Here is an 18,617-nt window from a genome sequence, read left to right as displayed (position 1 = left end):
TTATTATGCAAATACCACAACAAATGCTTGAACAATACCGTGAAGCGCAGCAAATCATCGCCTCAGCGGAGGACATCAAAGTGTACTCCCACATCGACTGTGACGGAATTTGTTCAGGCGCAATACTTTCAACCATACTGGACAGACAGAATAATGAACATGAAATCGAATTCGTCAACCTTGACGTTTTGGACGACATTGAGCTTGACCATGAGCTTACAATATTTTCAGACTTGGGTTCAGGTCAAAGAGTGGATGGAAAAGCCAAGAAAGGCCAGAAAATCATCATACTGGACCACCACCCTCCATTAAGGGACCTTGATTATGGAAACGACAAGGACTACACATATCTTGAAATCAATCCTCACCATCATGGAATTGACGGTTCATATTACGTTTGCGGAGGAGGATTGTGCTATTTCCTTGCAAGGGAATATGGATACGATGACTTGAGCTGGATTGGACTTTTATCAGCAATAGGCGACATGCAGAACACAAGGACAGGTCATTTTGAAGGATTGAATGAACTAATCCAGCAGGATGCAATTGACGGAGGATATCTTGAGCTTTCAAAAAACGACATAAACATCTATGGAAGAAACACACGTCCACTTTTCATAGCGCTGTCCTACTTCAGTGACGTCAAGCTTCCTATCACCAACAACACAAATGAGACAATGGCAGTTCTTGAAGAACTTGGAATTGATGAAAAGCACAACAGAAAGACCCTGAACGAACTTACAATGGCCGAGAAAGGAAAGCTTTACAATTACCTCTCAGGCTCCATTGCAAAGGTGGTTCCAAGTGAATACGTCCAATACATCCCTAGACTGATTCTTGGGGACTCCTACACCTTCCTTCAGGAGGATCCCGCAAGTTTCCTGCATGACGCATCTGAATTTTCAACAGCGATGAACGCGTGCGGAAGGAACCATGAGGAAAAGATAGCTATGGAAGTTCTTAAAGGAGATCGTTTTGTTGCACTTGACCAGCTGGAAGTTGTTAGCCGTGACCACAGAAGAAATCTGGCACAGTCCATTGAAAAAGTTACAGAGAATGGAGAGTCAAGTATAATTGAACTCGAAAACCTTCAATACTTCGACGGAACAGGCATCAAACCAGAAATAGTCGGTACCATAACCGGAATGATACTTGGATACTGCAATTGGAAAAAACCAATAATAGGATTCACCCAAACAGAAAGTGACGGATTGAAAGTTTCCCTCAGATGTTCTAGGCTCCTATCCTACGACGGAATACATTTCGGTAACATAATCCGTAAGGTGGCGGGAGAAGTCGGAGGCACAGGAGGAGGCCATTCAATGGCTTGCGGTGCATACATCCCTATTGAGAAAAAAGAAGAATTCCTTGACATTTTCAACAATGAACTTAATGGTAAACTTAAAAATTAAATATATATACTATAAAGATAAAAATAATATTTAATCAATTACAATTGAGGAATGAAAATGATGAAGGCATTTAAAAAAAGAGGTGCATTAACACATTTCCAAATATTAAGTGAAATATCAAAACAAGACCCACACCTCAAACAAAAAGATTTGGCTAAAAAACTCGGGATTACAATCCAGGCTGTTTCAGAAAACATCAAGACACTTACTGAACTAGGCTACATAACTTCAAAAGACGGAAGATCCCCATACAAAATCACCCAAAGCGGAATAGATAAAGTTAAAAAAGACGCAATAAGCTTAAGAAAATACTCTGATTCAGTTCTTGAAACCATGAATCATTACAAGACCATCTGGCCAGCTATTGCAGAAGAAGAACTTAAAAAAGACGACATTGTCGGATTATACATGGAAGACGGTGTTCTTTACGCTCACAAGAAAGAAGAAAATGCAACAGGTGTTGTATTGGATGATGCAGAAGCGAATATGGATGTTGCTCTTACAAACTTAACAGGCATCATTGACATGAAAGTCGGTGAGGTAACTGTTGTCAATGTTCCAACCATCAAGGACGGAGGATCCAAAAAATGTGATATGGACCTTATTAAAAACGTTTACGATAAAGGAACAAACAGCGGCGAGCCATTTGACAAAGTTGCAGTGGCAGGTACCGTTTCACGTGCAGTCGTTCAAAAACTTGGATTAACAATCGATATCGAATATGCCGCTCCTCAAGCATGTGCAAATGCAGCTCGTAAAGGATTACACGTTATCGCAATCTGTGTAGGCGACATGAGCAAGGCATTTACCCGTGAACTTGAAAGCGAAAAAATCAAATTTAATATTATAGATGGTGGAAAATAATTATTTTTCCCTCATCATCTTTAAAAAACAAGCAGCTATTTTTAAATAATCCTCAGCAGAGGAATTTTCTTTTATTACATTTACGTAACCGTCAAGATTCTCATTCTTTGAAAGCCTTAATGCATTATCCAAAATCCTTTTGTTCTTAATATACTCTACCTTTTCAGGCGTGGGCAACTCCTTTTCAATGATTTTGGTATTGTTCGCCTTTCTGATATTGTTGAACCGGGAAATCTCATCCCTTGAAACGAGCATGAATGCAAAGCCTGTTTTTCCAGCCCTTGCGGTTCTTCCAATACGATGAACATAGTCGTCATGGTTTTGGGGAACGTCATAATTGACTATGACATCAACGTTTTCGATATCAAGGCCCCGTGCGGCCACATCAGTTGCAACCAGTATGTCAATGTTGCCGTTCTTGAACTTGTTCATCACCTTATCCCTTGTCTTTTGAGTCATGTCCCCATGAAGGCTGTCCACTGAAAAGTCAAGTTTTTTCAAGTGCTTCGCCACATAATCGACACTTTTCTTGGTGTTGCAGAATATCAAGGCAAGATTTACATTATATGCATCGATTACCCTGGTCAATGCATCGAACTTGTCCTTGATTTTGCACTTGAATGCATATTGGGTGATTTTTGGAATGTTCTCCCTTTTATCGGACACCTTGATGAACTTAGGATTCTTTTGATATTTTTGAGCTATTTGAGTAATTTCTGAAGGTATTGTAGCGGAAAAAAGCAATGTCTGTCTTTGATGAGGAGTGTTTTTAAGTATTGTTTCAATGTCCTCACGAAAACCCATTTCAAGCATCTCATCGGCCTCGTCCAATACCACTCTCTCAACTCCAATCAAATCAAGGTTTCCTCTCTCGATATGGTCTATAACACGTCCAGGAGTTCCGACAACAACGTGTACTCCTTTCTTCAAGACCCGTGTCTGCTTTCCAATCGGCTGGCCCCCATAAACTGCAAGGACCTTGAACTTCTTGATTTTGGATGCAAGCTTTTCAATCTCGCTTGCAACCTGCATGCACAACTCCCTTGTTGGGCACAGTATAATTGCCTGCGGAGACTTGTCCGGTATGAAGACCTTCTCAACAACAGGAATTCCAAAAGCAATAGTCTTTCCAGAGCCGGTTTGTGCCTGACCTATCAAGTCAATGCCCCCTAAAGTGTGAGGCAATGTCAATTCCTGAATGGGAGTCAGCTTATCAAATCCCATCTCACCTATTGCACCTTTTATTTCCTCTGAAATATCTAAATCACTGAAATTCATTACATTAATATTTAAAAAAATAGCTATTTAACTTTTTAGATTAATTTGGATTGAACGGATTTTGACGGGAACTCATGCAAATAGCTGAAGATATCCTCAACATCGTTTAAAATTCCATTTTCAGACGTTCGTCTCTCAAAGATCTTTCTCAGTTCATCATCATTTGGTGAGGGTATGGAATAGCTGTTGCCGAATTCCCTAACATACCTTTCCCTCAATCCTGGAAAGTGCTCGTCGAGTTTACGATAGAAGTATTCGCGATTGCCCTGCCTTAATGTCAAGCCCATTCCCATGTTTATTATTCCCTTAACTCCGGTTTCTATGCATGAATCAAGAATCGAATTAATGTTTTCTTCGGTATCGTTAATGTAGGGCAGTATCGGACAAAGCCATACAACAGTCGGAATGCCCTTCTCCTTCAATTTATCAAGAACTTCAACCCTTCTAGAGGCGGGACAGACATTTGGCTCTACAATTCTGCACAGGTCATCTGAAGCCGTGGTCAATGTGATTTGGACAACTGCCTTTGATTTCTCATTTATTTTGCAAATCAGGTCCAAGTCCCTTAAAATCAAGTCGGATTTTGTGATGCATGTAAATCCAAAGCCGTACCTGTAAATCAGCTCTAGGGATTTTCTCAGATATTCGAGCCTTCCCTCAAGGGGAACATACGGGTCTGTCATTGCACCTGTCCCAATCATTGCAGGTTTTCTCCTGATTAATTCTTTTTTAAGCAATTCCAAAGCGTTCTGCTTAACTTCAATATCCTCAAATTTGTGATTCATGTTATAAACGTCACTTCTTGAATCGCAGTATATGCAACCATGGCTGCAACCCCTGTAAAGATTCATGGAATTTGTGCTGGAGAGGATGCTTTTTGAACTTACATAATGCATGATGTTATATTAATCGTCCCCGTTAATAAATCCTATATAGTTAAATCAACAAATAGTAAAATATGGAACAAAAAAACATTACCGAATACGGAACAGAATACGAGATTAAACAACACCCTTCAATAAAAGGTGTCCAAATAATTGAAGGTAAAAACAATTTCCCCATTAGTTGGCTCAACAAGCAAGGATATTGTGAATACCAACTATATCTCGAGCACATGAAAGGCATAGAAAAGGAACCTACACAGGCAATGACCAGCGGAAGCAAGATCCACCACCAGCTTGAGAACATATTCAAACAGGACGCAACACCTGCAAAATTCGAGGATGCGGTCGAGGCATCAAAAACAGAGGCTTCAATGTCAAGGGAAGTAACTGTAATCTCACCGAAATACGGCATAAGAGGAGATATCGATGAGATATGGATGAAACCTGAAGAGATTGTTATAATTGACGACAAGCCGGGAAGAACACCATACGAATCAACAATGAACCAGGTGAGAGCATACTGTCTAGCATACAAGGACATGACAGGAGAAGAGAGAAAAATCAAGGCGGCACTCAGAGAAAGAGGAACCGAAAACCTGTTCTGGATAGAGATATTCACACCGGAAGTTGAAAAACAAATAAAATTCACAATCGACAGGGTGCAAGGACTGATTGACGGAACAAAACCATTCGTTCCAACCAAAAACCCTAAAAAATGCAGGTCCTGCAGATATAAAGATGACTGTGAGAACGCACTATGAACCGGAAAACAATATCAATAATATTGCTTGCAATCTTTCTGATTACACTAGCCTTTACAGCAGCAAACACATTCATGAGCGACAATGGAGAAATTGAAAACCAGACCGGCACAATGACAATTGCCAATAAGACTGTAAACTATGAAAAGGCCGGAAAATGCGTAGAGGTCATTGACGGAAACACAATCCAGGTATACGGTGTCGGAAAGGTCCAGCTAACCCAAGTCGGAAAGCCAACACAAAAAGCGACACAATACGTCAAGGACAATTGTCTTGGAAAAACAGTTTATCTTGACATAGACGACAAGAAACCGCAGGATGACTACGGAAGAACACTCGCCATCGTATATACAGACAATTCAGACATAAACCAAGAGTTATTGAAAGCAAATATGGCTGAAATATCCTATTTCGAACCGAGCGAATTTAAAAAAGGAGAAGTATAGTTAAACAACCCTATTCAATCCCAAATAGATTTTGTTTTTCTTATACACCTTATCCAATATCCCATTCCATTCCTCAACAGAGATATGACCCTTGTTTGGAATGAGGTTATCAAGAGAAGACTCGTTGACATTCAAAATGTCCGCCAAAATGAATGACAATGTCCTGCCTGTCAAGGACAGGTCATAGGGGTCATATCCAGTAACCGCCAAAACCCATACGTTATCCTTTGATGAGCTGTTGTATTCCTGCCTGAGAGAATCGAACCAGCTCGCTATCCTGTTTTCATCCTCACCGATGCCATCGCCAATGGAAATGTAGTAGTCCTCACCACTGAACTCGACAGAATCAATCGCCTTTTGAATTTTACCCTTAAGTTCGGGAGAGTCAAGTTCCAAATCAAGCTCATTGTTGGTAATGGTATCTTCCAGATAGTTTTGAAGCTCCTTTTTATTCTGAAAATAACCCAAAGGCTCCAATCTGTCAGGATCCCGGTCGCACAAGTCGTAGATTAAATCCTCGTCAACGTCAACAATTTCATATCCTTCAAGTTTATGAGATTTATACTCTTTAAAATCAATGCAATAGTTTTCCAAATCGTCCTTGTTTAAGTACCATAAAACTTGAACTTTTTTAATCATAAAAATCTAAAAAAAATAAGAAGAGATGAGATTAGCCCTCATCGATTACAATGGTTCTTGTAATATTATTTAATATCCTATCGGTTTTCAACAATTTGCCGATTAGCCAATCGAAGACAATAGGAACCCAGTAAATCTTGGTCAAATTACGTACAATCGCTTGAGGCCAAGAAATCTTAGCACCATTTTTTGACCTGACCTGAAGATACATCAAGGATTTACCGACAGTAGCTCCCATAAATTTTTCACATAAAACAAAATACAGAAATATTAAAACCGGCACAACATATATCAAAGCCTGATAAACGGAATAGAAGTCTTTGTGACCAACCGCTGAGAATAACAGGAATGAAACAATCCACATTAAAGCGGACATCACGAAGAAATCTATAATATATGCAATGACTCTTCTTGTAAACACAGTTGCCATTTTATCACCTAACAAACTCTAGGAACTGGATCTGCTATTGGCGCTTCAAGAATTCTTTCTCCACCAATAGGAGTGTTGATAACAACATAATCCCCTTCAACAACTTCACCAATTATTGCCGCATTTTCACCATATTTTTCGCCTTTGATTGCCTCAAGGATAGCTTCAGCCTTATCTGCCTTAACTCCCATGACAACTTTTCCCTCATTTGCTACTTCAAATGGATCAATACCTAACATTTCAGATACAGCATGAACCTCTTCACGAATAGGAATCGCATCCTGTTCAAGAACAACACCCACTCCAGCCTTGGAAGCCATTTCATTAATTGCATTGGCAAAACCTCCACGAGTAGGGTCTTTCATTGCTGTAACTCCTCCAATTTCTAAAGCTTTTTCAATTATATTCCACATAGGAGCAACATCTGACTTCAAGTCAGTGTCAAAACCAAATCCTTCCCTAAAGGACATCAGACTCATACCATGGTCACCTAAACTGCCTGTGACAATGATTTTGTCTCCAACTTCCAATCCAGAATCACGGACAACTTCGCCCTTTTTAGCCAAACCAATACCTGTTGTAACCATAACAATACCGTCTAGCTTGTCCTGAGGCATTACCTTAGTATCTCCGGTTATTACTGCAACATCAACTTCTTCACAGGTTTCATTTAAGGATTTTATGATTTTGTCCAAATCCTCAATCGGGAAACCTTCCTGCATGATTATTGCATTTGAAATAGCTAACGGTTTAGCGCCCATTACAGAAACGTCGTTGATTGTTCCTGCAGCGGAAATCCTACCAATGTCTCCTCCCGGGAAAAACAATGGATCAATAGTATGACCGTCAGTTGTTACGATAATTTCATAATCGCCTATTGGTATAGATGCACCGTCATCCAAGTCATCTAAACTAATACCACCGTTAACGCTTTTTTTGGTGATATTATCTAAAACTGTGCTGGCTATCAAATTAGCCATTACTTCTCCACCAGCACCATGATTCATACTAATTTTATCTTCTGACATTTTATCTCCTATATTAAAATAACAATTAATATGTTAATGTATGTTAGAACAAGTATATAAAATTATGAAAAAAAAGAGTAAAAAAAAGAGAATTTAAGATATAATCTTAAATTAAAATTCCGTTAATAACACCGTCTTGACCAGGTCTGGATGTTACTTTAGCATTACCTTCAGGAGTTTCTACGATAGCACCTTTGGTAATGATGTTCCTTCTTACGTAGTTTGGGTTTGCAGTGTTTTCAACTACGTTGAGAATGTCAACAACTTTGGTTTTGCCGTTAGCGTCAGTAACGTTGATTTTGTTACCGGTAGCTAATCTGAGTTTTTCGTTTCCACCACGGGTTCTGATTTTTCTTAATCTTTTTTCATCTAACCTAGTTTCAGCTGGGTCTCTTCCTAATTCTGATTTCCTTTTTCCACGGTTTGCAACATTTCTTGCACCGGATGGACTTCTTGTTGATTTTCCTTGAGAAATTGCCATTATTTCACCTAATAAATATTAATCTGTAATATAATAATCGCAGTCTATAAGTCTCTTTTCAATTAGGCCATTTGCAAGATTATTAATAGCTTAATTTTTGAGAGCAAAAAAGAGCCTTAAAGAATAATGATAATTAAATATTACTTTATCATTATATATAAATGTTTTATTTTCAAGGCCAAAATCAGAAATTTTAATTTTTATTTTTCAAAATAAATTCATCGATCAAGTTGTCGAAATCCTCTTCGCTCAAGTTCTCATCAGATGCCGCTTCAAGAATCTTTTGAATTTCCTCTGGAGACACGTCGTCGCCCAACAGTTCAAGAAGCAAATCCTTCAAATCACCATCATCGATGTATGCATCCCCATTTGAAGTCATGCAAGTGGAGTTGCCTTCCTCATCAAGGCTGTAGTATGGAATTTCCTTTGTCATTTATTATTCCTCATCATAATCATCAGGAAACTCATAATAAACCACATTATATGGGTCGTCATCGAATTTCCATTCGTTTGGTTCATCAAGGTAATCCTCATCATCCACAATATCGTCGTCAAGCGCTTCTGCGCCATCAACCTGAATGACAATGTTAACATCTTCACCAAGAGATTCAACATCAATACCTAATTCATCCAAATCAATTTCCAATTCTCCATCCTTAATAGCCTCTTCAGGAACTACAATGACTATTTCATCAGCAGAATTAACATTAATATTTGAATCTTTCAATGTATCACCACAATAATTTTTATTCTATAATACATTTAATTTAAGTCATCATATTTAAAAGTAAAGATAGTAACTAGATGTTACTATCAATTTGATAATTTATGCTAGGAATTCCAAAATGGTTTCTGCATCTTGTAGAAAAGACCGGAAGGTTCTCGATGAACATGCTAAATGTGAAGCAAAGCTCATCACATCCTATGTCAATCTTAACGTCACTGGATTCCAAAACGCTTTTTGAAATGTTTAAAACTTCTGATGCGTTGAAAATGGATACTGATGTTGGCAAATTGGAATCATTAATTTCCAAATAGACCCCATCTGAAATTCCATAATCTGCGATGAATCCCTTTTCGCCATCGACTTTTCCTGTAAAAATATCGTTTTCTTCATCATAGCTTGAAATCAATCTTTTTTTCATAATATCAAACCTCAAACATATTATATTCAATATAATTAATAATGAAAGCCCAAGAGCATCTGAAAAGTAATTATAAGTTTTTTTAAAGTAAATGGAATTGAATTAGTGCAATAAAATTGACTTTGATTAATTAAATTAATAGAAAACTATTATAATTACAACAAATATAGTTAAATTAGGTGTCATGATGGTTGAAGAGACAAAAGAACAGTTAGCCCTCGAAGCTGAAATCAAGGAACAGGCACAAGTATTCCTTAAATATCTTAATTCAACACTACCTGAAAGCATGGAATTGGAATATGAAGGATTTTACAGAAGAGGGTTCTTTGTAAGCAAAAAGAGATATGCTGTAATTGAAGATGGAGAAATTATAGCAAAAGGATTAGAGTTAGTCAGAAGAGACTGGGCACCAATTGTTAAAAAGACACAAGAAGCAATTTTAATGGCAATTTTAAAGGAAGGAGATTCTGACAAAGCCATTAAGGAAGTTAAAAAAGTCCTGAAAAGACTTAGAAAGGGCGATGTTGAGAGAAAGGAACTCATCATACACACACAAATAACCAAGCCATTAAACCAATACAAGCAAATCGGACCACATGTCGTTGCCGCCCAAAAAATAGAGGAACATGGAATCAGGGTAAGCCGTGGAACCATCATACAATACATTATAGTGAAAGGAAAAGGGTCAATAAGCCAAAGAGCGGTACCGTACGAATACAGTGAAGGATACGAATACGATAAAGACTACTACATAAACAATCAGTTAATTCCTGCAGTTGAAAGGATTATGTATTCATTCGGATACACAAAAAAGGACTTGCAGGACATGGCAGTCGGCGAAGTCCAGCAAAGCCTTGATGCATTTTTCTAAAAATTTAAATATTTTCAAAACATATTAAACATCATATGATTAAAAATGATGATGACAGAGTAGTTTTCTTTGATATAGATGGAACATTACTTGACACAACTGATTTCGCAGAAACCGCAAGAAAGGCAGCAATAGGATTGATGGTTGATAACGGATTGCCATTGGACAAGGATGAAGCATACGGAGTGTTAAAAACAATCATCCGTGAAAAAGGATCCAATTACGGCAAACACTTTAACGTTCTAACCCAAGTGGTTCTTGGCCATGAAGACCCTATGCTTGTTGCACTTGGAATGATAACCTACCATAACGTTAAAATGGCACTCTTAAGACCGTTTCCTGAAACAATCAATACTTTAATCTATCTTAAAAGCCAAGGATATCGTCTAGCAGTTATTTCAAACGGAATCACCATCAAGCAATGGGAAAAACTAGTAAGGCTTAACGTACACTCATTTTTCGATGCAGTCATTACCTCTGAAGAGGTCGGTAAGGAAAAACCTAATAGACTGATATTTGACGTTGCACTCAGAAAAATGAAAGGAAACCCTGAAAGGTCCGTAATGATTGGAAACAAATTCAAACCTGATGCATTAGGTGCAGTCAACGCTGGAATGAGAGCCATTCTTGTAAACTCTGACGTTACCGAAGATGACAGAGATTACATAAAAAAAGAAAAATTAGACATTACAATTGTTGATGATATTGGTGATGTCAACACCATCCTATAATCATCAATTTTTTTAAAATTCTATTTCTAAAGTTACCGGACAGTGATCGGAGCCATAAACGTCAGACAATATTTTAGCTGATTTTACATTGTCTTTCATTTCTTCATTAACATAGAAATAATCCAGTCTCCAACCAGCATTTCTTTCACGTGCACGTGTACGGTAGCTCCACCAGGTGAAGTTGTTTTCGCCTTCATCAAACATTCTGAAGGTGTCCACAAAGCCAGCTTCCTCCAATTCATCCAACCATGCACGTTCTTCAGGCAAGTATCCTGATTTGCCTTCACAGTTTTTAGGATTGTAAACATCAATAGGATTGTGAGCAATATTATAATCTCCAGTGATTACAACGTTTTTACCCTCATTTTTTAACTCTACAAGCTGTTCAAGCAATGCATTGCAGAAATCAACCTTAAAATCGAGTCTTTTTGCGTTCATCCCACTGTTCGGGAAGTAAATATTGTATAAGAAAAAGTCAGGATATTCAACTCTTAGAACCCTTCCCTCGCTGTCAAGCTCTTCAACGCCAAGACCTTTGACAACTTCAACAGGCTCTATTTTTGAGTATGTTCCGACACCACTGTATCCTTTCTTTTCCGCCTCATTAAATGACTGATGGAATCCATCAACGTCAGCTAATTTCTTGGGAATGTCATTTTCTGTTGCCCTTACCTCTTGAAAGTTGATAATGTCAGCATCGGTATTATCAAACCAGTCCCAAAACTCATCCTTTTTGGAAACTGCTCTGATACCATTCACATTCCAAGAAACCAGCTTGATTGACATTATAACCTAACTCCACGGGAAAGAGGAACTTCACGAAGCCATTTGATGTCACTTTTGTAAAGCATACGAATGTCTTCAACGTCGTACCTAATCATTGCCAACCTTTCGATACCCATACCAAAAGCCAAAGCAGGCTGATTGATTCCTAAAGGTTTAAGAACTTCTGGTCTGAACATTCCTGCACCACCGAGCTCAATCCAGCTTTCCTTTTCTTCGAGATAGATTTCGGATTCTGTGGAGAGGTATGTGTAAGGGAAGTAAGCAGGTCTGAATCTGACTTCAAAACCAAGTTTCTTGTAGAACTCTTTTAATGTACCTAAAAGGTTTTGATAGCTGATTCCTTCACCGCAGACAAGTCCTTCCACTTGGTGGAATTCAGGCAAATGCTTGTAGTCGAATGTTTCTCTTCTGAATACCCTTCCTACTGAAAACATTTTGATTGGAGGCTCATGTTCAAACAAGTGTTTTGTGGAGATACCTGTTGTGTGGGTTCTTAAAACACTTTGGCGTGCGACATCTTCACTCCAGTCATATTGCCAGCCTATGGAACCTGTGTCAGCACCGGTCTCATGGGTTTCAGCGGTAAGCTTAACCAAATCATCATCAGGCAAGTCACAGGTCAATGGATTTTTAAGGTAGAATGTATCCTGCATTTCACGAGCAGCGTGGTCCTGTGGTTGGAAAAGAGAATCGAAATTCCAGAATGCAGATTCAACATATTCTCCATTGTCCTCAATGAATCCCATATTAAGGAAGATTTCCCTGATTTCATCAATGATTTCCCTTAATGGATGTTTTTTGCCTGCAAATACAACAGGAGCTTCCGCATTGATATCATATGGACGATATTCTAAGCTTTTCCATTCACCTTCTTTCAATTGCTGGTGTGTTAATTGAGTAGCTTGTTCTTTAATGGTAAAGCCTTCATCCAATATAGCTTCACCCTTATCTAAAATTTTAAATGAATGTGAGGTGTTCTTTTTAATATCTAGAATGTTTTTTCTGTCGTTTAACTTTTTAAATCCTTCCATAAATGCATCATCGAGCTTTGACTTGAGAATGTTTTTAGCTCCAATCAAGTGATTTAGCAACTCTTCGTCATTATCCAACTTATCCTTGAAGTTTTCACCGTTTTCAGTGAGTTTGACTTCACCCTTGTCAATTTGAGCCCAATTTTTACGACGTAACCATCCAATAGCAATGTTTGCTTGTTTCTTATCTACTCCAGTTGCATCAGCCAAATCTTTCATGTGGATTGCACGTTTTTCAGCCAAAACATCCAAAATCCTACGTTCAGGAAGTCCATTGTTAGCGAATTCTTGACCTGCTTCGGATAATGAGATTTCCTCTTCGACATCCTTTTCCACTTCGATGATGTCCTTTGATGCAAGTGATCCTGCAGCACTCATGACAGACTTGATGTCCATGCCAGTGTTTTCTGCAATCTCTTCAGGAGTCGCATCAGGATTTGCGTCCAATTCTTTTAAAAGTTTCTTTTCATAAATATGTAATTCTCTAATGGTTTTTTTAATATCCTCACTCATTTAAACACCATAATTCTAGATTAATAATATAATAATATATGTTTAAAATGATTTATAAATATAGTGATGAATTGTAAGAATCTTATGAAAAAATAGTGATTTTAAAAAAAAAGAAGTAATAGAGAAATGAATTCTCTATTTTTTAACTTTTACAGTTCTTTTTACAGTGTCTTTAAGGTAAGTCACTTGATATTTGACCTTTTTACCTTTTTTGAGTTTTTTGAGCACTGATTTTTTGATTTTTATTTTTGCAACACCTTTCTTGTTGGTTTTTGCAGTGTATTTTTTGCCCTTGAACTTGAAGGTCAATTTCTTGTTTTTAATAGGAGTCTTGCCTTTTTTTAAGGTAGCCTTTATAACCAACTTCTTAGCGGATTTCTTGACCTTGACCTTTGCAAGTTTCAATACCTGATTAACTTTGACAGTGTTTTTAATGGTTTGGCCTGCATAGGTTGCAGTCAATGTGTATGTACCTGGTTTTACTGTGTTTGGTATTTTAAGGGTTGCATAACCATTCTTATCAGTTTTGACTTTGTAAGTAACCTTGTTTAATGTAATGGTTACAACTTGATTTGCACCAACAGGATTTCCGTTGACACCATATGCACGAACCTTGAAGCTTGATCCGTCAGCATAGTACATGTTGACGTTTGAGTTTCCGCTGAGCCTTGAAATCACATTGATTATGGTGGTACTTTCCTCAAGTGTAACAGGGTTTTGCAAGACCAAAACGTGTTTTCCGATAGACAAATCATTCAATTTTATGTGAATAGTTCCATCAAAGTCGTCAATGAAGAAATAGTCAGTTTCACCGTCAAGGGTTGCAGGTATAAGTTCTGCAAACAATTCATAACCCTCATCATCAAAGAACTGAGCGTCAAATTCAACAACGGTTTTGTATCCAACTTTAATCTCATCAGGAACTTCGATTGTATACAATATCTCAAGAGGCACTAAAATCTCATCATCATCATAAGGGATGGCGATGCTGTAGTTTCCAGGGTCAAGTGCCAATTCAAATTCAGCTGAACCACCACTAACGGTAGTGCTTCCTAAAACTTTACCGTCTTTTAGGATGCTAACCTTTTTTCCGTCATTTGAAGAGTCAAGATCAATAGTGACATTGTTGCCTTTTGAGCAGTATTTGTATTTTGCTTCCTCAGGGTTAGGGTTTGTTACTGTGTATACCTTAATACATGCGGTTCTGTTGTATTTTGCAAAATCATCCCAAGAGTCCACATTATCAAATATCAATGAGTTTCCAAACTCAAAGTGGATTCTAGATTTCTCAAGTATAGGAATTGATTTTGATATGATTTGAACTGAAAATTTATGGCCTTCATTGACCGCAATCTTCTTGTTCAACTTGATTGTTTCAAATCCAGCGTGAGTTGACACACCGCTTTGTGTGTAGATCTCTTTACCGTCCACAAGTATTGTTATGACATACTTCTGACCAACCTTTTCAAAGTAGGTTCCGACAGCGCTTATCAGTTCATTGTTTATAGCCTTATAGTTATTGATGAATTTTATATCCTTATTATTAAAATTACCATTAAAAGTGAATCCTATGTCATATTGATACACAGTATTATAGTTTTCAGTGTTGTTTATGATATAAGCGACAGAAGGATTGACCATTGCAAAGGCTTTGTCGTAGTATGATACGTAGAAGTATCCGTTTTCGCCCCAGCCGGTTCCCCAACTGTTCTTACAAATCCAAGCACCATCTCCCGGAGGAGCAACCTTGAAATTGTTTCTTGAATAAGTGTCATCCCAACCGACTAATGTCACAAAGTGATTTCCATATTCATTACCATAATAATACATTGAATTAGTACTCGGATTATAATAGTCGTTGTTAGCGGTTGCACCATACAGGTGTACAGTCACACCACCATATTTCACCAAAGCATCCTTCAATTTATCATTGTCCAATGCAGAAGTACGTTCAGGTATTATTACAGCATCTTGAATATGATATGAAATAAACGGATCAAATGATGCTAGACTTATCTTACCAAGCTCATCATAAGTGTCGTGTTTTGTGTCGAGAACAGACAACCACGCTAGGAAAAGAGCCATTCCGGAATAAGGATATCCTGCTTCGAAAATTTTAGTATCCCCGAATTCAGTATAACGTGTTGCTGCACCCTGAATGTTGTTTTCAGACAAATCAAGCAATATTCCGGTTGCTTTCAAGAATGCAGATTCAAGAGCACCTGTAGCACCGAATGCCCAACATGCACCATTGTTTCCTTGGTCTTTTACGACTCCGGCCAAGCTTACATTGGTACCATTGATATTCACTACGTAGTTACGCAAATCAAATTTGGAATCCTTTGAAGTTGCATTTGTGACAATGTTTGGAACCAAAGTTATTTTATTTCCTTCATATGACACAATTGTATTAATATATTTCTGGTCATTTAATAGTTTTGCATTTGTATTACCTTTTAAGAATGAACCTGCCTTATCGAAAAAGCTCGCAATATTGTACCCATTAGTAAATGAGAACTTTGAATTACTTATTTCATATTTAGTGTCATATAAATAAGTTGCATTACCATAAGTTCCTGCGTTATTATCCATAAAATGACATGCCCTAATTTGAGCAGTGCTGTCATCAATGTAAAGCGCACCACCATTCAAATGAGCGACATTCTTATTGAACCTGTCATTGATAAGTGAAACAAAAGTATTTGACAGATATATCGCACCTCCATTGTAGTTAGCGACATTATTTATAAAATTGCTACTGACAACGTGCAATATTCCTCCTAACTGAATATATGCCCCTCCAAAGTTTGAAGAACAATTCTCAAACAATGAGTTTTTTATGCTTATGAGGGTTGAAGTATGTTTATTATCCCCATAATTATCCACATAAACAGCACCTGCGTTTTTGGATGATGTGACATTGATGAAATCACATCCGTCAATTGTCATTGAGGTAACTATTTTAGCCCCAATAGCTCCGGCTGTAGCATTTGCATGCAAGTTAATGAATTTTGAATTCAAAATCTTTTGATCACCTTTTTCAGCATAGATTGCAGTGGCATATCTTGAGCTCAATCCTGTGAAAACGGTGTTTTTAATTGTCATATCAGAGTTATAACCATAAATCATACCCCAATAAACAGGTTTATTGGTGATGAATGTTGAGTTGTCCACTTCAATTACAGCATTAAACCCTTTAATGGATGCACCCTGCTTAGCATAATTATTTATGAACTTGTCATGGCTGCTGTAATAGTTACTCTGCTGAACATAAACAGCACCCCCTTCACCAGGGTCAGAATTGTTTTCAAAAGTCACATTATTGGTATACAGCTTACAATTTTGCAGCCATATTGCAGATGCGTTTGCATTGCATATTTTTAAATTATTAATTATTATAGTACCGCCAGTTAATTTAAAAACCATTGCTTGATTTTTAGCATCGATTACATGATTATTCCCATTGATTGTGAAAGTACTGCCCTGAGTGACAGACAAAGGTTTACCGTTCTTGAAAACAGCATCGGTTTGGTTATTAAAGGCATAATCCTTAGTAATATCCCAATATTCCTGAGGACTATTATCAAGATCTTTTGACATGTCTGTAAAAGACCCTGCAGAACTCTCAGACAACGCATCAGAGTCAGAGATTTCCAAACTTTCATCAGCCTGATCGATTTCCAAAGCATCAGTGGTTTGGTTTAAATCCTCTGCGCTGACTGCGCTGACACACAATATTAGAAATAACAATGTAGTTATTAAAAATATTTTTCTTTTCAAAAAGTTTTCCTCCCATTATTTAACACTAATTTATATATTTTTAATTATTAATAAAATGAGAGTATTTATTCAAAAAAATGGAAAAAATATTGTACAATATTATAAAAAAGAAAAAAAAATGGGATGAAAATTTAGTTGATTTTTAGGATTTCATCCAAGTCCAATCTAGGGGATTCATATTCATTGATATGCTCTTCGGACTCGTATCCTAAAGCGATACCCATGATGATGTCCTCGTCTTCAGGAATAGGTAGGTTGTCCCTTAAGATGTACGGATATTTGACGAGCTCATATGCAGGGATGGAGTCCACTCCCAAATCGGTTGCGGCAAGCATGAGACCCATTCCAAATCCACCTAAGTCATAGATTGACCATTGGGTGTGGTTTTTAGGAAGGGTAAGATACACTACAGCAGGAGAGTTGAACAGGATGTGTTGAACGTGATTGAAGTTTTCAAGGTCTTCGTCATCGTCGAATTTTCCGATTGCATCCATGAAGTCAGCCATGTTCTTTTGTCCACGTTCTGAGAAGTTTGTCCTGTGTCCAGGATTCATGTCTGCGGATCCTTTGATTTTCTTGTCGTTTTCAGCAATCCAGGTTTCACGGATTTTTTCCAAGGTTTCGCCAGTTGCGATGTATACGTTCCAAGGTTGGGAATTTTCCCATGAAGGAGACATTCCAGCAATCCTTACAATTTCTCTTAAGGTGTCTTCAGACACTTCATCCTTTTTAAAGTCTCTTGAAGAGTGTCTTTTTTCCATTACTTCAATAAATTTCATTATATCACCTAAACTAATATTAAATCGCATTTAATATAAACTAAAAAGTTAGTTAAAACTTACAGGTTAGTTTGAACTTACCTTAAAATATTAAATATTTACACTACAAAAATTGTAATAGGGTTTTAACATGGAAAACAGTATCATATATCAAAAGGATGCATGTCCTATCAATTGTGTCAATGACTTGTTAAGCAGAAAATGGGTTTTTGGAATCATGAAGGACCTTTTTGCAGGAAAGAAACACTTCAATGAATTCAAGGCAGACAAACCGAACCTGAGCAACGTTGTATTGTCAGACACATTGAAATATCTTGAGAATAAGGAACTGATTTCAAAAAATGTGATTGAAGACGGCACAAAAAGAACCGTCGAATACTTCCTTACCGAAAAGGGAAGAAAAATGAACAAGATACTATATGAAATGGTTATCTTCGGATTATATGAACTTGAAGGTGATTTAAGAGACGAAGAGTTCAAGGAAGAAATAAAAAAAGGATATGAGGAAATACTGTTATAAGTATTCCCTTGAAAGAGAAATATCCAATATTTCCGGCTGATTAATTTCAAAGTCATGCAACTTCTGTTTAAAACCATCAATCAACCCTTCCTTATTTTTGAACCTCTCCAGCTTGTAGAAGCTGGAGATTCTTAGGCCATACCTACTGTTTTGTCAAGGCCTTTCCATTCGTAATAATATTCGAATTTTCCTTGACCAATAGGTATGAAATCTACTAAGCATAGCACCATTGAACCAG

Annotated in this window: 20 protein-coding genes; 7 read left to right on the top strand and 13 right to left on the bottom strand. The window is 37.4% G+C overall.

Translation table 11 applies throughout. The features are described 5' to 3' along the window. Positions 1-2 precede the first annotated feature (2 nt). Together recJ and ILA26_RS03830 are read left to right on the top strand one after the other, a co-directional pair. Positions 3-1,412 carry a single-stranded-DNA-specific exonuclease RecJ gene (gene recJ / locus ILA26_RS03835; protein ID WP_292894252.1) on the top strand — a complete coding sequence of 470 codons (1,410 nt, stop codon included), beginning with the start codon at positions 3-5 and terminating at the stop codon, positions 1,410-1,412. A 60-nt stretch (positions 1,413-1,472) separates the two neighbouring features. Next, complete coding sequence (locus ILA26_RS03830) at positions 1,473-2,276, top strand: winged helix-turn-helix transcriptional regulator (RefSeq protein WP_292894250.1); 804 nt, start codon at positions 1,473-1,475, stop codon at positions 2,274-2,276. On the opposite strand, the gene ILA26_RS03825 is transcribed toward ILA26_RS03830, so the two are convergent. Continuing rightward, complete coding sequence (locus ILA26_RS03825; protein ID WP_292894234.1) at positions 2,277-3,554, bottom strand: DEAD/DEAH box helicase; 1,278 nt, start codon at positions 3,552-3,554, stop codon at positions 2,277-2,279. A gap of 35 nt (positions 3,555-3,589) precedes the next feature. Continuing rightward, positions 3,590-4,450, bottom strand: a complete 861-nt coding sequence (locus ILA26_RS03820; protein WP_292894232.1) for a radical SAM protein — start codon at positions 4,448-4,450, stop codon at positions 3,590-3,592. A 62-nt stretch (positions 4,451-4,512) separates the two neighbouring features. Between ILA26_RS03820 and cas4 the strand changes: the two genes are divergently transcribed. Both cas4 and ILA26_RS03810 read left to right on the top strand, forming a co-directional pair. Then, positions 4,513-5,199, top strand: a complete 687-nt coding sequence (cas4, locus tag ILA26_RS03815) for a CRISPR-associated protein Cas4 (protein WP_292894230.1) — start codon at positions 4,513-4,515, stop codon at positions 5,197-5,199. Beyond that, positions 5,196-5,645, top strand: coding sequence for a thermonuclease family protein (locus tag ILA26_RS03810; RefSeq protein ID WP_292894228.1), 450 nt, complete (start codon positions 5,196-5,198; stop codon positions 5,643-5,645). The genes cas4 and ILA26_RS03810 overlap by 4 nt, the downstream gene beginning before the upstream one ends. On the opposite strand, the gene ILA26_RS03805 is transcribed toward ILA26_RS03810, so the two are convergent. The 7 genes from ILA26_RS03805 to ILA26_RS03775 form a co-directional block, all read right to left on the bottom strand. Further along, positions 5,646-6,284, bottom strand: coding sequence for a hypothetical protein (locus tag ILA26_RS03805; RefSeq protein WP_292894226.1), 639 nt, complete (start codon positions 6,282-6,284; stop codon positions 5,646-5,648). Between the two features lie 31 nt (positions 6,285-6,315). Beyond that, complete coding sequence (locus ILA26_RS03800; RefSeq protein WP_292894224.1) at positions 6,316-6,714, bottom strand: RDD family protein; 399 nt, start codon at positions 6,712-6,714, stop codon at positions 6,316-6,318. 8 nt (positions 6,715-6,722) lie between these two features. Continuing rightward, positions 6,723-7,742: a hydrogenase expression/formation protein HypE gene (gene hypE, locus ILA26_RS03795; RefSeq protein ID WP_292894222.1), complete on the bottom strand. Its 1,020-nt coding sequence runs from the start codon at positions 7,740-7,742 to the stop codon at positions 6,723-6,725. A 106-nt stretch (positions 7,743-7,848) separates the two neighbouring features. Next, positions 7,849-8,223 (bottom strand): 30S ribosomal protein S8e, encoded by a 375-nt coding sequence (locus ILA26_RS03790; RefSeq protein WP_292894220.1) that lies wholly within the window; start codon positions 8,221-8,223, stop codon positions 7,849-7,851. A 193-nt stretch (positions 8,224-8,416) separates the two neighbouring features. Next, entirely contained in the window at positions 8,417-8,656 is a 240-nt protein-coding gene (locus ILA26_RS03785; protein WP_292894218.1) for a hypothetical protein, read from the bottom strand. Between the two features lie 3 nt (positions 8,657-8,659). Further along, a complete protein-coding gene (locus ILA26_RS03780) occupies positions 8,660-8,950 on the bottom strand; it encodes a hypothetical protein (RefSeq protein WP_292894216.1) in 291 nt (96 codons plus the stop codon). A 73-nt stretch (positions 8,951-9,023) separates the two neighbouring features. Then, positions 9,024-9,368: a hypothetical protein gene (locus ILA26_RS03775; protein WP_292894214.1), complete on the bottom strand. Its 345-nt coding sequence runs from the start codon at positions 9,366-9,368 to the stop codon at positions 9,024-9,026. Positions 9,369-9,555: 187 nt separating this feature from the next. Between ILA26_RS03775 and ILA26_RS03770 the strand changes: the two genes are divergently transcribed. Continuing rightward, on the top strand, positions 9,556-10,239 hold the full coding sequence (locus ILA26_RS03770) for a DNA polymerase domain-containing protein (RefSeq protein ID WP_292894212.1): 684 nt from the start codon (positions 9,556-9,558) through the stop codon (positions 10,237-10,239). Positions 10,240-10,274: 35 nt separating this feature from the next. After that, positions 10,275-10,970 carry a TIGR02253 family HAD-type hydrolase gene (locus ILA26_RS03765; protein WP_292894210.1) on the top strand — a complete coding sequence of 232 codons (696 nt, stop codon included), beginning with the start codon at positions 10,275-10,277 and terminating at the stop codon, positions 10,968-10,970. A 12-nt stretch (positions 10,971-10,982) separates the two neighbouring features. Here the strand turns inward: ILA26_RS03765 and ILA26_RS03760 are convergent, their stop codons facing one another. The 4 genes from ILA26_RS03760 to ILA26_RS03745 form a co-directional block, all read right to left on the bottom strand. Next, on the bottom strand, positions 10,983-11,756 hold the full coding sequence (locus ILA26_RS03760) for an exodeoxyribonuclease III (protein WP_292894208.1): 774 nt from the start codon (positions 11,754-11,756) through the stop codon (positions 10,983-10,985). Beyond that, entirely contained in the window at positions 11,756-13,300 is a 1,545-nt protein-coding gene (locus ILA26_RS03755; RefSeq protein ID WP_292894206.1) for a phenylalanine--tRNA ligase subunit alpha, read from the bottom strand. Before ILA26_RS03755 ends, ILA26_RS03760 begins: the two co-directional genes overlap by 1 nt. A gap of 135 nt (positions 13,301-13,435) precedes the next feature. Beyond that, complete coding sequence (locus tag ILA26_RS03750; RefSeq protein WP_292894204.1) at positions 13,436-17,080, bottom strand: C1 family peptidase; 3,645 nt, start codon at positions 17,078-17,080, stop codon at positions 13,436-13,438. Between the two features lie 131 nt (positions 17,081-17,211). Beyond that, the gene (locus ILA26_RS03745; protein WP_292894202.1) at positions 17,212-17,859 is read right to left on the bottom strand and encodes a nitroreductase; all 648 of its coding nucleotides are present in this window, start codon (positions 17,857-17,859) and stop codon (positions 17,212-17,214) included. Between the two features lie 130 nt (positions 17,860-17,989). On the opposite strand from ILA26_RS03745, the gene ILA26_RS03740 reads away from it, so the two are divergent. After that, positions 17,990-18,379 (top strand): helix-turn-helix domain-containing protein, encoded by a 390-nt coding sequence (locus tag ILA26_RS03740; RefSeq protein ID WP_292894200.1) that lies wholly within the window; start codon positions 17,990-17,992, stop codon positions 18,377-18,379. Positions 18,380-18,617: the final 238 nt, after the last annotated feature.

The organism is Methanobrevibacter sp. (genome assembly GCF_017940815.1).
Taxonomy (GTDB): domain Archaea; phylum Methanobacteriota; class Methanobacteria; order Methanobacteriales; family Methanobacteriaceae; genus Methanocatella.
The sequence above is the reverse complement of the archived record's forward strand: the minus strand, read 5'-3'. Positions and strand labels throughout refer to the sequence as shown.

What these genes read in the sequence shown, in the direction of transcription:
- ILA26_RS03830 (WP_292894250.1), top strand. Translation starts at nt 1,473, where the DNA reads ATGAAGGCATTTAAAAAAAGAGGTGCATTAACACATTTCCAAATATTA.
- ILA26_RS03825 (WP_292894234.1), bottom strand. Translation starts at nt 3,554, where the DNA reads ATGAATTTCAGTGATTTAGATATTTCAGAGGAAATAAAAGGTGCAATA.
- ILA26_RS03820 (WP_292894232.1), bottom strand. Translation starts at nt 4,450, where the DNA reads ATGCATTATGTAAGTTCAAAAAGCATCCTCTCCAGCACAAATTCCATG.
- cas4 (WP_292894230.1), top strand. Translation starts at nt 4,513, where the DNA reads ATGGAACAAAAAAACATTACCGAATACGGAACAGAATACGAGATTAAA.
- ILA26_RS03810 (WP_292894228.1), top strand. Translation starts at nt 5,196, where the DNA reads ATGAACCGGAAAACAATATCAATAATATTGCTTGCAATCTTTCTGATT.
- ILA26_RS03805 (WP_292894226.1), bottom strand. Translation starts at nt 6,284, where the DNA reads ATGATTAAAAAAGTTCAAGTTTTATGGTACTTAAACAAGGACGATTTG.
- ILA26_RS03800 (WP_292894224.1), bottom strand. Translation starts at nt 6,714, where the DNA reads ATGGCAACTGTGTTTACAAGAAGAGTCATTGCATATATTATAGATTTC.
- hypE (WP_292894222.1), bottom strand. Translation starts at nt 7,742, where the DNA reads ATGTCAGAAGATAAAATTAGTATGAATCATGGTGCTGGTGGAGAAGTA.
- ILA26_RS03790 (WP_292894220.1), bottom strand. Translation starts at nt 8,223, where the DNA reads ATGGCAATTTCTCAAGGAAAATCAACAAGAAGTCCATCCGGTGCAAGA.
- ILA26_RS03785 (WP_292894218.1), bottom strand. Translation starts at nt 8,656, where the DNA reads ATGACAAAGGAAATTCCATACTACAGCCTTGATGAGGAAGGCAACTCC.
- ILA26_RS03775 (WP_292894214.1), bottom strand. Translation starts at nt 9,368, where the DNA reads ATGAAAAAAAGATTGATTTCAAGCTATGATGAAGAAAACGATATTTTT.
- ILA26_RS03770 (WP_292894212.1), top strand. Translation starts at nt 9,556, where the DNA reads ATGGTTGAAGAGACAAAAGAACAGTTAGCCCTCGAAGCTGAAATCAAG.
- ILA26_RS03765 (WP_292894210.1), top strand. Translation starts at nt 10,275, where the DNA reads ATGATTAAAAATGATGATGACAGAGTAGTTTTCTTTGATATAGATGGA.
- ILA26_RS03760 (WP_292894208.1), bottom strand. Translation starts at nt 11,756, where the DNA reads ATGTCAATCAAGCTGGTTTCTTGGAATGTGAATGGTATCAGAGCAGTT.
- ILA26_RS03755 (WP_292894206.1), bottom strand. Translation starts at nt 13,300, where the DNA reads ATGAGTGAGGATATTAAAAAAACCATTAGAGAATTACATATTTATGAA.
- ILA26_RS03745 (WP_292894202.1), bottom strand. Translation starts at nt 17,859, where the DNA reads ATGAAATTTATTGAAGTAATGGAAAAAAGACACTCTTCAAGAGACTTT.
- ILA26_RS03740 (WP_292894200.1), top strand. Translation starts at nt 17,990, where the DNA reads ATGGAAAACAGTATCATATATCAAAAGGATGCATGTCCTATCAATTGT.